Annotated in this window: 18 protein-coding genes; 3 read left to right on the forward strand and 15 right to left on the reverse strand. The window is 39.3% G+C overall.

Annotated features, from left to right (window positions below; all coding sequences use genetic code 11):
• Window positions 1–8: 8 nt before the first annotated feature.
• Window positions 9–1,373 (forward strand): RagB/SusD family nutrient uptake outer membrane protein, encoded by a 1,365-nt coding sequence (locus LDL79_RS04415; protein WP_225599316.1) that lies wholly within the window; start codon window positions 9–11, stop codon window positions 1,371–1,373.
• 129 nt (window positions 1,374–1,502) lie between these two features.
• Here the strand turns inward: LDL79_RS04415 and LDL79_RS04420 are convergent, their stop codons facing one another.
• From LDL79_RS04420 to LDL79_RS04470, 11 genes are all read right to left on the reverse strand, one after another.
• The gene (locus LDL79_RS04420; protein ID WP_225599317.1) at window positions 1,503–2,282 is read right to left on the reverse strand and encodes an ABC transporter substrate-binding protein; all 780 of its coding nucleotides are present in this window, start codon (window positions 2,280–2,282) and stop codon (window positions 1,503–1,505) included.
• A gap of 17 nt (window positions 2,283–2,299) precedes the next feature.
• Complete coding sequence (gene pyrF, locus LDL79_RS04425) at window positions 2,300–3,121, reverse strand: orotidine-5'-phosphate decarboxylase (protein WP_225599318.1); 822 nt, start codon at window positions 3,119–3,121, stop codon at window positions 2,300–2,302.
• Window positions 3,122–3,148: 27 nt separating this feature from the next.
• Window positions 3,149–4,225, reverse strand: coding sequence for a peptide chain release factor 1 (gene prfA, locus LDL79_RS04430; RefSeq protein WP_072983865.1), 1,077 nt, complete (start codon window positions 4,223–4,225; stop codon window positions 3,149–3,151).
• Window positions 4,226–4,349: 124 nt separating this feature from the next.
• A complete protein-coding gene (locus LDL79_RS04435) occupies window positions 4,350–5,084 on the reverse strand; it encodes a hypothetical protein (protein ID WP_225599319.1) in 735 nt (244 codons plus the stop codon).
• A 160-nt stretch (window positions 5,085–5,244) separates the two neighbouring features.
• Window positions 5,245–5,778 (reverse strand): hypothetical protein, encoded by a 534-nt coding sequence (locus tag LDL79_RS04440; RefSeq protein WP_139248998.1) that lies wholly within the window; start codon window positions 5,776–5,778, stop codon window positions 5,245–5,247.
• A 400-nt stretch (window positions 5,779–6,178) separates the two neighbouring features.
• Window positions 6,179–8,380: a PepSY domain-containing protein gene (locus LDL79_RS04445; protein WP_225599320.1), complete on the reverse strand. Its 2,202-nt coding sequence runs from the start codon at window positions 8,378–8,380 to the stop codon at window positions 6,179–6,181.
• A 3-nt stretch (window positions 8,381–8,383) separates the two neighbouring features.
• Window positions 8,384–8,869 (reverse strand): DUF2271 domain-containing protein, encoded by a 486-nt coding sequence (locus tag LDL79_RS04450; RefSeq protein WP_167598020.1) that lies wholly within the window; start codon window positions 8,867–8,869, stop codon window positions 8,384–8,386.
• Window positions 8,870–8,890: 21 nt separating this feature from the next.
• Window positions 8,891–10,390: an ankyrin repeat domain-containing protein gene (locus LDL79_RS04455; RefSeq protein WP_225599321.1), complete on the reverse strand. Its 1,500-nt coding sequence runs from the start codon at window positions 10,388–10,390 to the stop codon at window positions 8,891–8,893.
• 45 nt (window positions 10,391–10,435) lie between these two features.
• Window positions 10,436–11,278 carry an alpha/beta hydrolase gene (locus LDL79_RS04460; RefSeq protein ID WP_225599322.1) on the reverse strand — a complete coding sequence of 281 codons (843 nt, stop codon included), beginning with the start codon at window positions 11,276–11,278 and terminating at the stop codon, window positions 10,436–10,438.
• 78 nt (window positions 11,279–11,356) lie between these two features.
• Window positions 11,357–12,616: a DUF4374 domain-containing protein gene (locus tag LDL79_RS04465; protein WP_072983381.1), complete on the reverse strand. Its 1,260-nt coding sequence runs from the start codon at window positions 12,614–12,616 to the stop codon at window positions 11,357–11,359.
• Window positions 12,617–12,628: 12 nt separating this feature from the next.
• A complete protein-coding gene (locus tag LDL79_RS04470; protein WP_225599323.1) occupies window positions 12,629–14,983 on the reverse strand; it encodes a TonB-dependent receptor in 2,355 nt (784 codons plus the stop codon).
• A 126-nt stretch (window positions 14,984–15,109) separates the two neighbouring features.
• Between LDL79_RS04470 and LDL79_RS04475 the strand changes: the two genes are divergently transcribed.
• Entirely contained in the window at window positions 15,110–16,087 is a 978-nt protein-coding gene (locus LDL79_RS04475; RefSeq protein WP_225599324.1) for an AraC family transcriptional regulator, read from the forward strand.
• Between the two features lie 125 nt (window positions 16,088–16,212).
• Here LDL79_RS04475 and LDL79_RS04480 read toward each other — a convergent pair whose 3' ends face one another.
• A complete protein-coding gene (locus LDL79_RS04480; protein WP_072983375.1) occupies window positions 16,213–16,842 on the reverse strand; it encodes an HmuY family protein in 630 nt (209 codons plus the stop codon).
• Between the two features lie 6 nt (window positions 16,843–16,848).
• Window positions 16,849–18,927 carry a TonB-dependent receptor plug domain-containing protein gene (locus tag LDL79_RS04485; RefSeq protein ID WP_225599325.1) on the reverse strand — a complete coding sequence of 693 codons (2,079 nt, stop codon included), beginning with the start codon at window positions 18,925–18,927 and terminating at the stop codon, window positions 16,849–16,851.
• 97 nt (window positions 18,928–19,024) lie between these two features.
• On the opposite strand from LDL79_RS04485, the gene LDL79_RS04490 reads away from it, so the two are divergent.
• A complete protein-coding gene (locus LDL79_RS04490; RefSeq protein ID WP_225599326.1) occupies window positions 19,025–19,915 on the forward strand; it encodes a DUF6607 family protein in 891 nt (296 codons plus the stop codon).
• Window positions 19,916–20,250: 335 nt separating this feature from the next.
• On the opposite strand, the gene LDL79_RS04495 is transcribed toward LDL79_RS04490, so the two are convergent.
• Window positions 20,251–20,889 carry a nucleotidyl transferase AbiEii/AbiGii toxin family protein gene (locus LDL79_RS04495; protein ID WP_225599327.1) on the reverse strand — a complete coding sequence of 213 codons (639 nt, stop codon included), beginning with the start codon at window positions 20,887–20,889 and terminating at the stop codon, window positions 20,251–20,253.
• Between the two features lie 2 nt (window positions 20,890–20,891).
• Complete coding sequence (locus LDL79_RS04500; protein ID WP_225599328.1) at window positions 20,892–21,422, reverse strand: HigA family addiction module antitoxin; 531 nt, start codon at window positions 21,420–21,422, stop codon at window positions 20,892–20,894.
• Window positions 21,423–21,589: the final 167 nt, after the last annotated feature.

Consider the following 21,589-nt stretch of genomic DNA (forward strand, 5'->3'; position numbering starts at 1 on the left):
AACAGACTATGAATAATTTATACAAATTTTCAATATTAATGTTTATCGCAGTTTTTACGTTTAGCTGCGATGACAATCTCGAAATTGATCCCGAACAAAGTATTGACGGATCTCAAGCTTTAAATTCTGAACAAAATATTGCCGCTCTTTTATTAGGAGTTTACGAAGAAGCAGGTCAAGGTGTAAGTTTTGGCGGAGATATACAGATAATGGCAGATTTGCTTGGAGCTTCTGACCAGATTAGCTGGTTTGGAACCTTTCTTGCGCCGCGCCAATTGATTCAAAAGAGTCTTTTAGTAGACAATACTTTTGTGCGTGACACGTGGTTTAATAATTACGAAATCATCAATCAAACCAATCTGATAATCGATAATCTAGACGTGATCACCAGTAGTGATGCGTATCGTGCCCAAATAGAAGGCGAAGCAAAATTCTTAAGAGCGATGAGCTATTTTGAATTGGTAAGACTTTGGGGACTGCCTTACGAAGCAGGAACTACAAACAGTCAACCTGGTGTGCCTTTACGTTTAATTGGCTACGAAGACTATTCTCAACCTTTGCCTGCAGAACGCGCTAGTGTAGAAGAAATTTATGCGCAAGTTTTAAGCGATCTAGAAGATGCCTATACCAATTTACCTGCATCAAATGACATATTTGCTGATAGATACGCTGCTCAGGCGTTACGCGCAAGAGTCTATCTACAAATGCAAAATTATGCCGCTGCCAGAGATGCTGCCAATGATGTTATTGAAAATAGCGGAGCTTCACTTACCGGAAGCTTTGCTGACGCTTTCAACAACGACGCTGATTCTTCTGAGGATCTATTTGACTTTCAAGTTACTAATCAAACAGGGGATAGTGACCTAATCACCTTTTATGCTTCTCAAGACAATGGTGGTCGTGGTGGTGACATCGTGCTAAATCCGGCGTATTTTGCGCTATTTCCAGATGCTGATGATGAGCGTGCAAACTTTACTTACATAGGTGATTATGGTGATAACCTAACCGGAAAATACACCAATCAGTTTGCTAACATCGCCATATTCAGACTTGCTGAAATGTACTTAATTCGTGCTGAAGGCAACATTATGGAGAATACTGCGGTAGGACAAACTCCGGCAGAAGATGTTAACTTATTGCGTTTAAGAGCAGGTGCCGAAACTGTTAGTGCTCCATTGACGCAAGAAGATATTCTTTTAGAGCGTCAATTAGAATTGGCTTTTGAAGGTTTCTTGCTTCACGATTTAAAACGCACGCAAAATGACGTAGACGGCTTGCCGTATAACGACCCTAGTTTGGTATTACCTATTCCGCAAAATGAAATGGACACCAATGATCTAATTGGAGATAATAACCCGGGTTACGGTTCTTAATCTTCTTGATTATTAACAACACGAAGCCGCCCAATTGGGCGGCTTTTTCTTTATCGGCGCTTTCTAAGATTTTACCCTAGACTCGCTGTGAAATTTTAAGTTGATTTCAACTAAAACTTTTAAGCCGGCTTAATGCATCTCGAGCAGCAAACGCTCAAAATAATCAAAAGCTTTTAGAAGCCTACTTCCATACCAACTGAAATATTCGCCGTCTACACAAAGTATTTGCGCTTCTAATTTGCTTTCAAATTCAGCTTTATGTTTTTCAGAAAACGGAAATGGCTCTGAAGCGAGCAATACAAAATCTGCTTTTTTAAGCAATTCCAAATCTACTTCAGGATATCGTGAATCCTGCTCAATGATCACATTATTAAACTTACAAGCTTCCAAGAGAATATTTATAAAGGTGGCTCTTCCGGCAGCCATTAAAGGATTCCTCCAGATAAGGTAAAGCACATTACGAGTAGGCTCAGTAAGCACGTGCTTTCTAAATTGAGCAAACCGATTTTTAACAGCGCTATTTAAAGCTTCGGCTTTAGGTTGGCAATTTAAGAGCACTCCCAGATCACTAACCAAAGTGTAAAAAGCATTAAAGTCATTGATATCTGACACATAAACCGGAGCGATTTGTTCACAAGCCGCAACAATTTCCTGCGTGTTTTCTTCTTTATTGCAAAGAATAAAATCAGGCTTCAGGGCTGTGATCCGATCTATGTGTATAGACTTGGTACCGCCAACTATAGTTTTTAGATCTTTGAGATTTTCAGGATGCACACAAAATTTAGTCACACCACATAATTGATCGCTCAAACCTAAATCTACCAATAATTCAGTGAGACTAGGAACGAGACAAACAATACGTTTAGGAGTGTTTTTGAGATTTATTTCACGACCTAATTGATCTACCATAGGTCAAAAATACAGGTTTAGCTGAGTTTTGCCAGATGCGATGCCATTTGCTTTTGAAGACGTTCCGCTTCGGTAGCTGCTGCTTGAGCAAAATCTTCAGAAGAAGAAGCATAGATAATTCCTCTGGAAGAATTGATGAGCAGTCCTGCTTTGTTATTCATTCCATATTTAAAAACCTCATCCATACTTCCGCCTTGCGCACCCACGCCCGGAACTAGCAAAAAGGCATTAGGAATAATATTACGAATTTCTGCCAGATATTCAGCCTTTGTTGCTCCTACCACATACATCAAGCGCTCACTATGCTCCCAAGTGGTTGACGTCGCAAGTACTTTTTTATAGAGTTCAGTTCCCTCAATTTGCTGTGTTTGAAAATCAAAAGCCCCAGGATTAGACGTTAATGCGAGCATTATGGTAAATTTTTCTTCAAAAGCCAGAAAAGGCTCTATGGAATCTTTGCCCATATACGGCGCTGTGGTCACTGAATCAAAACCTAGATCTTCAAAAAAAGCTTTTGCATATCTACTAGAAGTATTCCCGATATCTCCGCGTTTTGCATCAGCAATAGTGAAAATATCAGGATGCTTCTCGTTTAAATAATTTATCGTTTTTTCTAACGACTCCCAGCCTTTTAAACCATAAGCCTCGTAAAACGCCGTATTAGGTTTATAAGCAACGGTAAAAGAATGTGTAGCATCAATAATCGCTTTGTTGAACGCAAAAATAGGATCTTCTTCCTTAAGCAGGTGATTTGGGATTTTATCAAGATCTGTGTCAAGACCTACACATAAAACAGACTGCTTTTTTTTGATTTGCTCAACAAGGGTATTGATGTTCAAAACTATGTATTTTAGTAATTTGGAAAATTAAATTTGATCTCCGCCTTCGGCTAATTTTTCAGTGTTGCTTACAAGCTGAAGTTCGTCTATTATCTTCTGAATATCTCCGTCAATAATATTAGCCAAATCATAAAGCGTTAAGTTAATACGGTGATCAGTAACCCTTCCTTGCGGATAGTTATAGGTACGTATTTTTGCGCTTCGGTCACCACTGGTTACCATCGAACCACGCTTTGCTGCATCTTCTTCCTGCTTTTTAGCAAGCTCTAAGTCATATAGACGCGAACGCAATACTTTAAATGCTTTTTCTTTGTTCTTATGTTGTGATTTCTGATCTTGACATTGCGCCACCAAACCGGTTGGTTCGTGTGTTAAACGCACAGCAGAATAGGTCGTGTTTACCGACTGACCACCTGGACCAGACGAACAGAAATAATCTATACGTACATCTTTAGGATCAATTTCTACATCAAACTCTTCAGCCTCCGGAAAAACCATAACGGTAGCCGCACTGGTATGTACACGACCTTGCGTTTCAGTTTGCGGTACACGCTGTACGCGATGCACTCCGGCCTCAAAACGTAAAGTTCCGTAAACATCTTCGCCGGTTACCTCCACTTGTATTTCTTTATAACCACCGCTGGTACCTTCGCTATAGTCAATCGTACTGGTTCTCCAGCCTTTGCTCTCGCAATATTTCATATACATACGATACAGGTCCCCGGCAAAGATACTTGCCTCGTCCCCACCGGTTCCTGCTCTAATTTCCATAACGGCATTTTTAGCATCTTCCGGATCTTTTGGTACCAGCATAAAACGTATTTTTTCTTCCAAGGCTGGCATAGCCTCTTTAGCTTCTTCAAGCTGAAGTTTTGCCATTTCGGTCATTTCAGGATCACTCCCATCGGCAATAATTTCTTCGGCTTCTTCAATACGCTGCGTATGCTTAATATAGTTTTCGCGCTCATCCATAAGTGCGCGTAAATCTTTGTATTCTTTATTCAGCTCTACATAGCGTTTTTGATCACTGATGATATCTGGCTGAATTATAAGGTCGCTTACTTCGTCAAAGCGTTGTTTTATAAAGTTTAATCGTTCTAGCATGAGCATTTTTAATTGCTTGCGAATTTACATAAAAAAAAAGCGTTTTACTTTTTTTCTATTTCTGAAAAAGTCACAAAATATTTTGAGAATTTACGGACTATTTTTGCTGGATTTACATTGTTTATCAGCTGTTCTGAAGTTCGCGATTGAGAAGTTTGGTGTTTAATCCGTAATGTAATAAAAGTACTAGCGCGCCAATGTAAGTCAAGCGCTCAAGATAATACATATTGTAAGAGGCTGTATAGTATGCTACAGTGAAGGCAACATCGGTAACCATCAAGTTGAAGACTAAAAACCCAAAGCAAATAGAGCGCCGGCTTCCCACTCGATAATAATAGTAAAGTGCCGAAAGTAAAGTAACCACTATAAATGATCCAAAAACATAAAATATCAACAGAACGCCAGTGGATTCCAATCCCGGGGCGATAATATCCTTAAGACAAGTTATTAAGTATATAAACGCCATCGCTAACAATACTCCTACAACAAGAGACGGACTTATAAATTCGATTTTAGCTAATCGCCGCCATTGTTTCAACAACAAAACGCCATAACTCAGAATGCTGAACAGAAAAAAGTAATAAGCAGCATTACCTTGCCAATAGAACACATAAAAAACATCTCTAACAAGAAGTAAGAGTAGAATCGCCAGTACATATCTGTTTCTACCTACGATGAAAAAACTATAGTAGGTCAAAAAGAACACTGTAGTTAGCAACCTGATGCTACGCATAGGAATCGTAGGCAACAAACTAATGGCCAAAAAGTTTAGGGCCGCCAGCAAAAGTGCGTAGTACATGAGTTTATTGAGCTGTAGGTCTTGCCGAACAATGGAGTGGTGTACACGAGAATTACTCATAATATCATTTTTCGGGGAAATGTTCTTCAGTTATCGCTGATAAGCTTGAAATGTCTGGGGTGACATCCTAAGAATACCTCTGAATTGAATTCAGTGAACTTTTGATAACGCTGAAAAACGTATTAAATATACAATTTTCTGATAATCAGAAAAATAAAAATCAACGAAGCATTTTTAAATCCTTACGTTCGCGTTTGGCACCGTGAAGATTCAACCCAAAATGCGTCAACATCGCCATGCTTAAAATGAAAAATCCACGATCTACATAATATAGACTTGTGACTTTATTGTAGTAAGCTAAACACGCTGCGATATCAGACATCATAAAACCAAAAACCATAAAAGTATACAGTAAAGAACGCGTACTATTGAGCACGTGATTATAATAAAAGGCGGCCAGAATGAGAAATATCAATGCAATACCATAGCCATAGAAGAAAATCAGTTCAGCGTGTGAATTTAAATTCGGCCGGGCTAATTCCCCCAAGGTCACTAAAATAGTAAGTGTGGCTGCTATTAAAATCAGCGCCAGAACTATGATCCAAATGCTAAAGCCATATTTGATGAAAGGCAAACGATCTAAAAAAAGAAAGAGATAGCCAAGCATTGCCGAAGCCATATACCATTCGGTTCCCCACAGGCTTTCAAAAAATTGGTAGCCCACCTCTCTGCTCATAAAAAATGCAAAGGCCATAACCAGCAATAAACCCTTTACTCGTTTATGAAACAGAAAATAGAGTACTAAGACTGCTAAGGAGATCATTCGGGTTAACCGAAAGGTTTCCAGTTCAAATGAATAGGTTGCAAAAAAGTTGACTATCAGCAATATAACTGTAAGCCATTCAAGTTTTACGACGCGTTGTGGAGAAGGCCTCAATTGGGCATATTTTAAATTTAATGCAATAAAAATAGCATTAATATCTAAAAATTAACACTTTAGAGAAAAATATCGTAAGTCCGCAATGACTTTATTCATTAATCGAAACTGAGACAGTCACTAAAACTACTTTAAAATTATGATTATATTGAAACTAGTCTCCCACTATCGACTCTTAATTAGCGCTAAGTACAGCTGTGGAATCTAAATCAGTAACTTAGTAACAATCCATTTTTACTTGATCGCGGTTTTGGTAGTAGCTCAACGGCTTCAACTCATAGGTTTGGCAAATTTCCTGAAGTGCGGCGATCACTTCCTTTTGCATACTTATCGAACCGCAGATCATCAACACGACACCATCTTTTAACGCGTTTGCAAACCTAAGATGATCGCTTGCTATTAGGTGCTGCACGTAGATTTTATCATTACCAACACGGGAATATGCGGGAATGAATTTAGAAAGTTGCCCTTGATCAACTGCTGTATCAATTTGCGCTTTATAGAGTTCAAAACTTGCTTCGTTTCGGGCTCCCCAATAGAGTATGCGTTCTTTCTTTTTGTGATTATCGGCAAACATGCCTAAAAACGGTGCGATTCCGGTACCCGTGGCGATCATTATTGCCTTTTGAGAGGACTTGAGGTGAAACTCCGGATTCTTAACGCGTACAGCATTCAGGGTAGAACCCACCGAAAGATCATTAAGGAAATTAGAACAAAGTCCAAATTCGTGCCTCTTGACACTCAAAAGCAATTCGCCTTTTAAATTCTTTCCTATAGAATATAAGCGCTCGTGCGCATCTTTTTCGGGATAAATCGCTAATAAGTCTCCTGATTTAAATTTCAACGATTTTTCAGACTGAAGCGTTACTAAAAACGTGTCATCCGCACTGTCTTGCGCTTGGGTCTTAGCAATAACTTTAAACTTTTTAGGCTTCTTTCGTGGTTTGGTAACTGCGTTATCCCGTGGCACGTCAAGAGCAAGGCCCAAGCGTTCTCCCCATTGATCTACCCATTGATCAAAAGCCTCCCAAGATTTATTATTTATAGTATACATTCCAAGCAATTCTTGAGCATCAAGCGAAGCTTTTAAAGCATCATCAACATCAAAGGCAAACTTACAGTAGCTGGGATACGCTAAAGATCCAAAACCTACCACGCTGTAATTAAAGTCTTGATTTTGGTTATTTTTCTGAAGCTGGCTCATAAATTTAGTAGCATTCGCCGGCGGTTCGCCATCCCCATAAGTCGAAGTAAAAATTACCAAATGCTCCATTTTAGGAAACTTCTGGTACTTATCCATTTGGGTCAGGAAAACCTTTTTTCCTTTATTAAGCAATTCGTTATAAAACAATCCAGCAAAAGACATCGTACTTCCGGTCTCTGAGCCTACCAAAATCACGATTTCACATTGAGCTGCTTTGAATTTATTCTTTATACGGCCTTTACGTCGCATAAAGGTCATTTTGAATCCAGAATAGATAAAAAACAAAATACTTATACAAGCCGCCGCAAGCACTACTGACCACAGGACGCTTCCTCTACCGGTGTGTAAGACCGTGCTATAATGCGACATCATATTCACAAAAGGATATGGCACCTCACTAATGATCTCACCCGTGACTTGGTTAACTAAAATTTCTTTGTCAGTAAGACTTAATTTATACGGGTCTTCTACGTCAGGACTAAAAGGAAACTCGATGTATCGCACATCGCGGAGTGTAATATTTTGTAATGCCGGAAACTCTGCCAGAGGACGCTGCGGATCAGCAGTAATCGCAGCATAATCTACGTCGTGACTGAGTACGATGTTGGGTAAGATTTCAAAACGTTGCAGGGAGAGATAAACTCCGGTTAGTGTAATGATAATGATTGGCAGAAGCAGTAACCTGCCAAGATAAATATGATAATAAGAGTAAAAATTATCCTTGATTATTCGGTTGAAGAAGGCCTTGATACCTTGCTGACGTTTGATAATCAGAATCAACCCGGTAATGCTGATAAGAAAAAGTAAGAAAGATGCCAGTCCTACAAAAAAACGCCCGGTGCTTTTAAGAAATAAGCTTCGGTGCAAACTGGTGGCAAATTGAAAAACTTCAGCTTGCTTTTCAATTTCGCGTACTTTTTTTCCGCTTAGCGGATTGATATAAAAATCACCGCTATCGCCATCCATACTTAGCACAGAAGCCTTTACAAAACCTGCTTCATCAATCTCTACGCTCAGCACCTCATCATAAGTTGACTTAAGCGTATCTATCAATTGGGTTACCGGCAGATCCTCCTGACCTTCACTGTAATTTAGAGCAGCATGATCAATAGGCTCAAACGCTAAAACAATACCTGTAAGCGCAGCGAGAAGTATGAATAAAAAAGAAGATACAGCCAAAACTAAATGACTGTATCTCCAGATGGATAATATCATAAATTAATTACTTGCCATCAATCGTACATATCTTATGTATCCTTTACCTGCAAATTTCCCGTTAAGGCTTGCCTGATCAAGCGGAATCATAAGATCATCCTGATAATACTTTTGATCTTCAACAGCGGTCTCAAATCTCAGTTTGTAACCACTATCTAGTTTATCCTGAGCAATTTTAAAGGAACCAATGCCACGGCCTCCGGCACCTACAGTAGCACCGGCGATTCCGTCTATATTCTCATTTTTTACCTTTTGTTGCTCCCACCATCCGGTAAGGTCAGGATACCATTCCTCGTCATCTCCTTGCACCAAAAGCGTTTTCTCATATTCTCCCTGCGGATTGATGAGCGACACCACAACATAAGCACCTTCACCACTGTAATTAGTGATCTGAATCAGACACTTGAATGTAGTTTCTGCCGAATCATTTTTCACAAAAGAAAAAAGTGTAAAACAGAACAGTCCTAATATTAAAGTTTTAATTCTCATAATTTTAATTGAAATGCAGGCTTATTTCAGAAAATCTAAACGCGCCTTGCTGCTGGTTAAAATTTCGTTTTCATTGGCTAAATCTAGTACGCTTTCGCCAAAATCAGTAGTCACCGTAGTATCTGCACCATTAGCCACAAGCAATTCTAAAATCGCCGTGTCATCTGCGCGTAAGGCTGCAATTTGAAGTGGCGTGCTTCCGTCTGCATCAGCTTGATTCACATCAATATCTAAAGACAAAGCTTTTTTAGTTAATGGCAAACTGTTTTTCTTAACCGCTAGCAAAAGCATATTCTCTTGATTCTTTTGAGTTGCCGAAAAGTCAACACCTTCTTTTTGGAGCAACGCCATTTTTGCATCAAAATCTGTAGCGCTACGTGGGTTGTAAGCGTCTACCAAATATGTCATTAACGTATTTCCTTTTTCATCAACAATACTTGCATCTGCACCTTCGGCTAACAAATAACTAATCACTTCAGGAGAATTTCCTGCAACGGCCATACTCAAAGCTGAAGCACCTTCCTTATTTGTGTGATTGATATCCTCAGTTTTTGCTTCAAATAATTTCACCACTGCTAAGTCATTACGCATAGACGCATACATCAGCGGGGTATTGCCTTCTCCATCAACCGCAGTAGGGTCAACACCTTGCGCTAAGAAATAAGAGAAGATGTCCATATCTTTATTTCTTCCGGCAAGTATGTGAAGTGGGTTAGTTCCTGAAGTCGTGGTAACATTAGGATCAATACCTAAACCTTCTAGATATTTAAAAACAGAAAGTGGGCTAGAACCTCTGCGCGTACCTTGTGCCGCTGCTAAAATTGCATTACCACCTTCTTTATTGATCACTTTAGGATCAATTCCTTTTTCAACAAGCTTGTTCATCATCTCCACATTTCCTGCTCGTGCCGCGTAAACAAAAGCATTGTTCCCCTCATCATCAGTATCTTGAAGCGATAATCCTTTAGATTCAAAATATTCGACCATTTTAAAGTCCTTCTGACCTGGAAGGTTTAACAGAAGTGCGTTAGCGCCGTTGTGGTTTTTTTCCGTTTTAGGATCAGAACCTTTAGCGATCAAATAATCAAAAATTTGTGTATCAGTCACACCGGCATTTGCTGCAAAGTTCAATACAGAGTAACCGTGATCGTCTACCAAATCCATTTGTGCGCCTGCATCAGCAAACTTTTTTACTAAGGGATAGTTTCCGCGGTAGGCTGCCCAGAAAATATAGGTTCTTCCGTCGTGAGTAAGTTTATTTACAGAATTACCTTCTTGTTCAAAAAGATAATCTACAATCTCAACAGGAGCATCGTTAGTGATAGCAAGAACCACCGGATCAAAGTTACTACCGTTAGGCTCTGAAGGATCATTGCCCGCAGCAACAGAAGCCTTAACATCTGCTAATGACGGGTTATTGCTCCAGAAATCTCGAGAAAGTAATTGGTTAGACTCTTGTGCACTAAGGGTTAAACCGACAAAAAGCATAAGAGCACCAAAAATATGTTGTGCTGATTTCATTATCTATTCTTTTTTAGATTAATTATAAATAGTTGGTAAATTTAATTATTTTTTGATTTTATGTCTAGGGGTACGCTGAATATTTTTGCCTTTATCTCTAAGAATATCAACCAATGCCGGTAAAATTACCGAACCGTGATTTTCATTTTGATACAGAAAGTTGGTATAGGCGATTTCATGCTTGTCAAAAATACGCACCAGACTCGCCATTTTTGTACTGTTGTTTTTGATCCCATCTTCGTGAGCGAGATAAAAATGTATTTCGTTTCTTTCTTTTAATCGCTCTATATGGGTCTCTATTTGTTGAAGTGCTTCGCCATTATTGTACCACAAACTAGGGTCGATCAAAATATATTCTGAAATTTTATCTTCAAGCGTACTGTTATACAATGCAAAGTAACCTCCAAATGAGTGCCCAATGATCCCGAACTGCTTCACCCGAAACTCTTGCGATAAAAAGCTTAATACTTCCTGATTTAAAAATGCAGCAAACGCTTCGGCTTTTCCTGAATTCTCGTTTGTATAGCGTGTTGTTGCTTTTCCCTTTTGATCTACTGAAGACCTACTGAAGGTTAGATTGCGGGAGCGCTCCTCCATATTTGGATTCGGAATTCCGACTAGGATTGCGGGGTTTAATTTGCCGTAGCGCGTTCTGTTGTCTACGAGCATATTTGTTAACTCAAAATACTTTTCAGCATCTAACACTATCATTACGTCATAAGCTTCCGCCGGATCATAATTAAAAGGAAGCTTGACCCACAATTCCCGTTCTTGATTCAAAGAAGTACTAAAAATATGCTGTTTGTTGGTTTCAGCGTGATGCTGACTGTAACCTAAAGCATACGCAAAAAACCCAAGTAGAAACAGGACCTTTTTTGGTTTGAACATCACTTTCGTATTAAAAAAAGGTCTCACAATTAAAATAAAATGTGAGACCCTGAATGAAACTAAAAATCGACTAACGTATTATTCTTGTGGCGTTAGTTTACCAATAGCGCTGATTCCTTCGGCAACTACTTCAATACCTTCACTCATTGTTGCAGTATCTGCATTGACAATAAAGATTGTTGGATACAGGTTTGTTTCGATAGGAAAAGCTACTTCGTTATTATCTTCGTCGATGTAAGGCGCACCTATTGAAGTGATTCCTTCAGGAATACCGGTCACCCATTCAAAAGTTTGATCTACAACATTCACCACGGCAAACTTATTACGTGTAGCGCTTGAGCTTGCAGTACCTGAACCTGGCTCTGTGAACATTTGTAGCACAAAAGTATTTTCGCCTACATAAAAACTGCGGTATACAGCATAACCTCCCGAAGCTGCGGTGATATCAAAGAAATAATCCTGATCAAAGGCTAAGGTTCCGTTGTTAATTTTTAAAACTCCTGAAGGCACTTCACCTTCAGCATCAATAGCCGAAGAGAACACATACACATCTCCATTTTCAACAGGCTCTACTCCTGTTTCTCCTTGCGATCTTGACTGACCAGCAACGGCGCCGGTTCTTCCTTCATCTTCGATCACTGTTTGAAGTTCTAAAGCTTTATTGAAAACCCCCACATAGGTATGATCATTAAAATCACTATTAAATGCACTGTCGCCATTATCAGATCCTGCTTTGATAGGTCTAAAACCTAATAAAACATAATCTCCCCATTGTGCAACATCTGTAACGTAAGCATACTCACCATTTCCGGCTAAGGCTTCGGTATCAATGGTATAAGGACCGCTTACAACCTGAGTATCGCCGTTGATGGTGTAAAAAGTAGATACCGGCTCTTCATAATTACGAGAAGAATACTGCACGTACATCAGGTTATCTACAATACCCCTACTCTGTATAGAAACATTAAGATTGATCTCATTTCGTGCCTCTACCTCTCCTGCACTGTTAAGCGCAAAAGACTGTGTAGTACCGGGATCACCTTGGTTATACACAAAGCTATACGCAGCAATATCATTATAAAAATACCAAGAAGGCGTACCAATCACCTGAGTTGCTGTACCGCCTAAAGGAGATACTGATCCTTGCGAAATATCGCTCGTGGTATTCAAATAAGAGTTCTCACTATCTGTTGATGCGATCAGGTATTGTGCTCCGGTCTCTACAGGTGTTTCTCCCCCATCATCTACCACGGTGTCATCATCACTACATGCAGCAAGGCTCATTAGCGCGAGTACGGCTAAAGAAAATCTATTGGTTTGTTTAAAGTTGAATTTCATAGAAATTTGGTTTTAATTGAATTTATCTAAAAAGTATCTCAGCTTAACCGCAAAGCTCCTTCCGGGTTTTTGCAGGCTAAAATTGTCGTATAAGTCTTCGTTTAGAATATTTCGGCATTCTAAAGAGATGTTGTATTTACCATTTTTAAGGCTGTAGTTTATCGCCAGATCGTGTGCGATTTGTGTTGGCACTTTAATTCCGCCGTAACTTTCATAACTGTAGTCAAACTCGTGAATGTAAAGCAGGTTATAACTCAAATTCATGCGGTCTTGCTCTTGCCATAGCTTGCTAAAGTAAAAGGTAAGATCTGCGTTTCCGTACAGGTAAGGCATATTGGGGATACGGTCGTTATAAATCGTACTCACCACATCTCTCCCGGCGCGATATTTTAATTTGTTCCGAAGGTTTTGATAGGTAAAACTTCCGCCTAAAGAAAATAAACTAGCGTAGTTGTAGCGCATTTCTAAATCTACACCTCTATTTTTTACCGAAGCCTCATTGCCGGGCTGCATTACCCCGTTTGTTGGGTTAGGTACTTGACGAATAAAGTCTTTAATATCACGGTAGATAAAACTAGCATCAATATTAAACTGATGATTTTTTGCGATCAGCCAGTTGTAGTTTACTCCAAAATTAAAATTGTCACTGCTCTCAGGTTTCAAGTCAGGATTTCCCAATTCAAAATCATTACCGGCACCAAAGAGTTCGCGTCCCGTTGGCAAGCGATACGCTTTTTCGTAAGAGGATTTAAGCTGAAGGTTTTCTAATAAAAAATACGAAGCGGCAAGGCCGTACCCGTGATCTTCTGTTGAAGCACCTAGGTTTTCAAACTCCCCAGAACCCGCAGGGTCTGCATAATGATTTACCTTGTTGTAATAGTATTTATAAAAAGACGAAATACTCAAATCATCTGTAGGCTGGTATTTATATCCCACTCCTAGAATATTCTTGATAGTCTCGCTAGGATAAGCATCGGCAGCACTAGGCTCTACTTCGTTTCTGCTTTTTCTTGAAAAAAGATTGAGTACATTATTTACGGTAAACGCGTGTTTTTCGGCCAATGTATAAGTAACATTGGCATTTGCTGAACCATTTCGGTTTCTGAAATAGGTTTTAGCATAATTGAATTCTCCCGGAGCATCGGTCTCAATAAACTCGCCCAACCAATTATATCTACGATAAGAATCATCAATATTTGAACTCTCCCCAAAATTATAATTAGCCGTCAGCGAAACGTTTAAATTCTCAGTAAACAAATTGCGTTTTCTATACGATAAGGTAGGCATCAAGGTCTCTGAAGTTCCGTAGCGCTGACCAAAGGCTATTTTCATATAAGCCGGATGCTGTTGCTCATCGTACTCGTCCCCGTAGGTAAAGCCCAGTAATAATTCGTCTGCATACGACGTATTAACCACCCCAACTTTAGCCATTATCGTGTAATTACGATACATATCGTGAAAACGGCGTACCTCGCGAACATCTCCCGTAAACTGCGAAGTTTCAAGGTCAACAATCTCTGTGGTCACCTTATAATCGTTATCTGAATAATTTTGAAAAGCAGTCAAACGCGCGGTAAATCCGGAGTCTGCGGTATAGGCCGCGTTTACAAACGACTTATGAGTATTAAAGCTTCCGAAGGAATACGAAGCGTCAACAAAGTTTTGTTTCCCATTTTCAGTAACAATATTGATCGCACCGCCTAAAGCATCAGACCCAAAAGTGATGGGCACAACCCCCTTATACACTTCTATACGCTTGGCAAGATTTATAGGAATATTATTCAGTTGAAATGCTGAACTAAAGCCTTCCATCGGGATTCCGTCAATAAAGAATTTTACGTGCCTTCCTGTGAAACCATTCAACATCACATTATAGTCAGATCCCACACCACCGGTTCTACGCACGCGCACTCCAGACACGCGCTCAAGTGCTTGAGAAACATCAAGCGTGGTATTGTGTAAAGGTTCTGCGTCTAAAGCCACCACATTATAAGAAGACTCCTGAACGTCACGAATTGCAGACCTTCCTTTAACCAAAACATCATCTAAAGTCATCTCAGGATCTTCTTCAAGCTGAATGTTTAAGGTTTTGGTTTCCGCAGCGTTTAGCGTAATGCTTTGCGTCTGGTCTAAATACCCCATCAAACTCACTGTAAGCTCATAGGTTCCCGGCGCGATACGCAAACGGTAATCTCCGTTGGCGTCGGCCATCGTGTAGGTGGTTGTCCCTTTTATATAAATGTAAGTTTCCGGTAGCTTCTCTCCAGTAGTATTGGACACGTGGCCCTTTAACGTTGCTTTTGTGCTTTGCCCAAATGCCCAAATACTTGAAAGCAGGAGGATGCTAAAAAAATAAAATTGCTTCACCTTTAGTTATAATGTATCTTCGTTATTACCATTATTTAAACTAAGTCCAAATAACAATTGCAAAGCTAACGTCTGACTTCAAGGGGCTTTATACGGTTTTGGAAATAAAAGTAGCGGTAAACGTATATGAAAATTCAGTCTATACTTAACGAAGATGACCTTCTGTATGAAGAAAACTTATCAAAGCTGTCTGAAGGAGAGTTGCTAGAAAAGTCTATTGAAACGCAACCGAAGCATACCGCAAGCGCCAAAGCATCGTTAAAACTTTCACGCGATTTTTGTATCATAGATACCCGCTTTGATTTTAAAAAACCTACGGTTGACAAGTTTAGTATATCAGGAGATTTTATAATGATCAGCTGTGTGGTACGTGGGGAATCTGTGCGCCAAAATCTCGAAAAGGATCGAAATCTAGAGTTGGGACAAGTGCATTTTTCGTACAGTAAAAAGATCAATGAACGCGTACGGATGCCACAATCAAAAACGCGATACATCTGCCTTCTTATTTCACGTACAAAGTATCTTGACCTACTTAAAAATGAATCCTGGGTGGCACGAGATCCCTTTTACACTGCGATCAAAACCAGCAAACGCATTCCCTTAGGCACTTATAGTTTTCCGTTAGGATTTCAGATGAATCAGATTATTAGCGAAATATTGGAATGCAAATGGGAACATCCTATTCAGCTTGAATTCATTCAGCTTAAAATAAAAGAATTGCTGCTACACGTGTTTAATATCAGTGTAGAAAACCCTTCTAAAGAGGAAGCAAATCTAAGTGAAAACAGTAAAGAAAAGATCGAAAAAGCAAAAGCCTATCTCACGGTCAACTATAAAAATCCGCCTACTATAAAGAAGCTTTCCCGAATTGTATTGATCAATGAAGTACACCTTAAAAGCGGATTTAAAAAGCTTTACGGCACCACGATAAAAAAGTTTGTGATAGACTTACGCATGCAAAAAGCTTATTCGTTACTGAAATCAAAATCAGTCAATGAGATCGCCGAATCTACCGGATATAAGAGCGTACCTCATTTTATAGCCACCTTTAAAAAATATTACGGTCAAACGCCCAAGCAGGTACTCGTACAGCAAAATGCATAGCCAAAACTAAAATCTATTGCGCCTTGAAAGCGTATTATGTTCATTGGAGATTTACAGCATTAAAAAAGCCTGCACTAGGCAGGCTTTTCCCCGATAACAATTAATTTACTGTTTACTAAATCAAATTAGAAGGTCGTAACACCTGCATTGGGTTGATACACATAGTTAAACGTGTAGTAAGGCGTTGCATCTGAAAACGCGTCCGGCTCTGCCGGCGCATTCTCGTAATAACTGATAATCTCAACTTTTGCGTAGAGTCCGGCTGTGGTTCTAAAAACTAAGATTTTCCCCGGAATCGGATTGATCAAGTGTGAAGGAGCTCCGGTGTAATTATACCATCCGTTACCGCTGCCTGTTGCGATCGCAAAGCCCGAAGCACTATCTTGAGTGAATAAGCTAGCATCGACATCAGTTACCGTACTCATTGTTCCGTCTGCAATATAAACTGCTGCGTCACCAGTACGTTCAGGTTCATCAGTAGTCCCTTGCGACTCCCCGCCGTTAACAATGATCGTTGTTCCTCTAAAGGCAACGTCCCAATCAGTCTCACTAGTCGTTTCTGCTCCCGTTTCAAAATCAAATTTGGTAAAAGCTCCAGAAACCGGTTGGCCCTGACCACCAGATTGTGGTGCATGTAAATTGGCTACCGTTTCAGTCTCTACTTCAAGTAGAGGTGTTGCATCATCATCATTACTACAGCTTACAAAGCCAAGGATTAAAGCAATTGCTGCTAAGGTTTTAAACGTGTTCATCATTTTGTATTACAGTGTTAAGTTTAATTTTGCGAAATAAAGCCGACCGGGAATGTTGGTAACATTCTGCGTATCGGTAAAATTTAAAAGGTTGTCAATGCCTGCTCCCAGCGTAATATTTTTGTAAAGCGCTTTGTTTACTGCAAAATCTACGATCGCATAGCCGTCAACAAAAGTGTCATAGTTGTCGAGATAGCCATTACCGTTGGTATCACTCAAACCGTATTTACTGCGGTAGGTCGCACGCATATTTACATCTGCTTTATACTGCGGAAGTTTGTAAAACACTTTAAAATTTGCAGTATGTCTAGAGCGATTATATAAACCGAAATAATCCTTTTTATTTAGCACAAAAGCCGAAGCATTCGCCGAAGTTCTTCCGTAAACCGTACCGGCTTCAAAAGCTTCGACAGCCTCTTTATCTTTTGCAAATAACAATTGATAGCCACCGGAAAACCTGATGTTTTTAAACGGATTATAGGTATAACTAAATTCTAAGCCTTGCGTAAAAGACTCGTTGACATTCACGTAGCTAAAAACGCTTTGACCATTGGTTTTTGTAGCAATAATCCGGGTGTCGATAAGGTTGTTCAAGTTATTTCTAAACAAGTTTAGGCTAGTAGTGAGTAGTTTAGAAAATTTATAATCAACACCCAGATTTATATTTACTGAAGTTTCGGGTTTTAGGCTATCATCAAATTCAGATACCGGCACAATTATATTTGCTAGTTCTCCTCTGGCTTGCATTTCGGCAATTGCGGTAGGTACTGCTTCATAACCCAGAACCGTATATCCTACCGTAGCATTTGTAAAGTCAAAATAAAGTTGTCTGAATGCGGGAGCTTTAAAACCGCTACCCACCGAAGCTTTAAATGCCAAGCTGTTATCCACTTTATATCGAGCAGCCAGCTTAGGACTCAGTTGGGACCTATACACATTGTGCATATCATATCTGGCACCGGCAATTATATTTAGATTATTCAGCAGATGGGTATCGTATTGCACGTACACGTAAAGCGCTTTAAATACCGGATCTTGACTGAAGTCCGTACGCTCTAATGACTCATACGTATATCCTATTCCGCCTATAAAATTATGTTTATCATTAAGTGCGTAAACCGTGCGTAATTCTGGACGCAATAAAGTTTGATCATAAAAGCTTCGGGAGTTTTCTACACCTTCTTCATCTTGCAAATAAGATTCTGTATGGTAGTTGGTTCCATACAACTCTAAAGTCGAGGTGATCTTATCTGTAAACTGCTGAGAAAATAACACTTGACCATTCCACTCTGTGATATCACTTTCACCCGAAAGAATTTCAGAAGCCCTATACTCTTGATTTTGTGTAAAAAATCGGCTAGAGAGCAACAACGAAGTAGCTTCAGAAAAGTCATATTTTCCTTTAACCTGTGCGGTATAATTAGTAAACGGTTCTACAGTTTGTAATGAAGTGGATTCATCAAGATCATAACCATCAGAACTGTATCTATTTGCAAATAAACTCAGGGCCAACCGCTCTTCTTTTATACCCGTGTTTAAACTAAGATCGTGACTGTTAAGACTGCCACCTCGATAGTTGATCGCTGACTGAAAAGGCTTTTGCGGACTTTCTGTAATTATATTGATCACACCACCTAAAGCATCGCTTCCGTAAAGGCTTGATGATGCACCTTTAACCACTTCAATCTGTTTGATGTTTCCTACGGTGATTCGGCTAAGGTCAAGTGTCCCTGCCGAACGCCCAACCAAAGGAACGCCATCAATAAGTATCAAAATATATTGAGAATCTAAACCTTGAATTTGAATGCCCTCGCCGCCTCCATAATCAGGAACGGTAATTAACCCGGTTTGCTCTGCAAGAATATCAGATAAGCGCACTGATCCCGATTGAGCAATGGTTTCTTTAGAAATAATTTGAGCCGGCAAGGGAAGAGAACTCAATTGTCGTTGCGTTCGGGTTGCTGTAATTAAGACTTCTTCCAGCGAATCGGTTTGCTTTTCTACGGGTACCGAAGTTTGTGCCAGAACGTGATAAACGCCCAGCACCCCCACGATGAAGCATAATATACATTTGCTGTTTAGAATCATTCTTAATTATTTTCCGCAGCAAATATATATTTTATTTTTATTTAATCTAAATAATAAAAATGATTAATTTTGAATTTCTTAAAAACTGATAAACTATATGAAGCCTATTTTACTTTTTAGTGCCGGCCTTATTTTAAGCACCTTTTCGGCCCAAGCGCAATCAAAAAAAGATCTTGACCGTCAAGCCATTAAAGATATGTGTGGCTGTTATGAAGTAACCTTTAAATATGCCGAAACCTTTTCACCTGACGGAAATTATGAGAAGCACGACGATTATACTGCTTCTGCTTTAGAGTGGGGACAACTTGTTGAGGATGCAGAAAACAAGATTTCTATTCAACATTTACTTGTTATTCAAGACACCATGGTTATTAAACACTGGCGTCAAGACTGGACGTTTGAAGATCAGGATCTATTCTTCTACGACGCTAATAACACTTGGGATATCGTGAAAAAAGACGCCAGCGACGTTAAAGGGCAATGGGCACAAAAAGTGTATCAAGTTGATGACAGTCCGCGGTATTCGGGTTCTGCTACTTGGGTTCACGTAGATGGAAAAAAAGTATGGCAAAACACCACGCCGGCGCCTTTACCGCGAAGAGAGTACACTAAAAGAAGAGATTATAACATTATGGAGCGCAATAATCAAGTGGCGATCACAGATTATGGGTGGCTTCACGAGCAGGATAATAAAAAAGTTTTACACGCCGAAGATGCTGACGATCGCATTATAGCCGAAGAGAAAGGTTATAATATTTACGAGCAAGTTGCCGATGAGCGCTGTGCTGCAGCTCAAGCTTGGTGGAAAGAAAACGAAGCTTTATGGACAAAAGTTAGAAAAGAATGGGATGCTATTTTTGCATCAAATGACCGTCTTAAACTAAAAGACAAAGTAGATGGTCAACGGCTTTACAGTGTGATGTTTGCACTGGAGCCTGATGCTACTTCGGAAGGTATCAAAAAAGTCATAACTGATTTTATTGAATAATCTTCCCTGAAGAGTGTTTGTTTCAGCGAGAATATTGCTGTTGAATTTTAAGGTGGTTAGTTTAGGCTAATCACCTTTTTTATTGACCCACAAAAAAACCACGTATTTAATAAAAATACGTGGTTATTGCATCCATTTATTTGGACCTTTTGTGACCCCGGAGGGATTCAGTATTTTTAATAAAACCCTAGAAAACAGCGTCTCTAGGCGATTTTCAATTTTTTTGCTTGTCGGATCGCTACCTTACATTTTGATGCTATTTGTCTGACATTCAATTCAAAGGTAGTATTTTCATCTAAAACAACAAGCCTATCAGCAAAAATGCTCATTTAAAATTATATTTCAACTAGTTCTTCAAGGTCCAATTTAATGAGTTCCCAAATTTTACCTCTATAACAATTTGGCGTAAAATCATCTTCTGCTAAAGAAAAGTCAACAATCTTATTCATCAGTTCCTCTTTTGATAAGTTGTAAGGATATCTCTTTAAGTAAAAGCCAATCAGTTCCTGCAGCGTATAACTTTCGAGAAGCTCATGAATATCCCAAAAGTCCTTCTTGCGGCCTCCTTGCCCCACAACTTCAAATTTCATTGCAGCTATTTCTTGAACACTAGCAAAACGAACCTTTTGTTCCATAATTAATGGAAATACAAAAGGATCTGTATAGAACAAATCCAATTTTACCAAGTCATCCTCGGTATTCCCTATAAAATAAGATTTACCAAGTCCAACAAGCTCAGAAGAGCTACTAAAATATGGAAAAGAAACTCTAAGAATAGATTCAATTTTTTCAAAATCTATGCTACCATATGGGGCATCACTGAACAAATCAATATCAATAGACTCTCGATGACCAAGTTGAAGACTTAATGAAGTACCTCCTACTAATCTAAATGAATGTAATTCTTGAATCTCCATCAATTTCTGGAGTGCATTCCACAGCAATTCAGATACCGTATTTAACTGAAGTTCCATTGCTACTCTATAAGATTATAATTCTTGAGATTTTCTTCAAAAGAGGGTAAATAACTTTTCTGGATCGATTGAACAATCTTCTTAACAGTCTGTCTCCCGTAAAATGCAAGAAGCTCTTGTATTTCTTTTCGGTTTCCGCGCTCAAGAACGCGTTGTATTACAGCACGCTTGTTTTTATCCCAATCTATCTGCTCTAATTGAGTATCCCAAAAGAGCGCTTTTCTAAAATGATTGAGATTGGGAATTCTCCTATAGTTTGCCGCAACTTGTTGCTGCACATCATAGCTGGCTTGCAGGAGCATAAAGTAATCTGCCTCTACGCTAAAAACCTCTCCAAGCTTAATAGATAGTTTCGCGTTTACTGCTCTTCGCCGGTTTAAAATTGCGCTAATGGTTTGTTTATGCTCATCAATAGTTCGCGCTAAATCACTTCCGGTAATACCGCGTTTTTTTAAAGCACGTTTTAAAACAGCTCCGGGATGTACGCCCTTTATTTTATCAAGATCAGGTAACATGGCAAAAACTTTCAGCAAAGATAGTAAATAAAGTAAACAAAAATGTTTACTAAACCTTTCTATAGTTTTACTTACTACTCTAAAGGGCTTTAATTTGGAAAACCGCAAATACCAAGCACTAAAATATTGGTCATAGGTTCATATTTTCTAGAGGGAAAGGATTGTTGTGTTATCTCAAGTTTGGT

The sequence above is a fragment of the Leeuwenhoekiella palythoae genome, from assembly GCF_020310025.1.
GTDB lineage: Bacteria > Bacteroidota > Bacteroidia > Flavobacteriales > Flavobacteriaceae > Leeuwenhoekiella > Leeuwenhoekiella palythoae.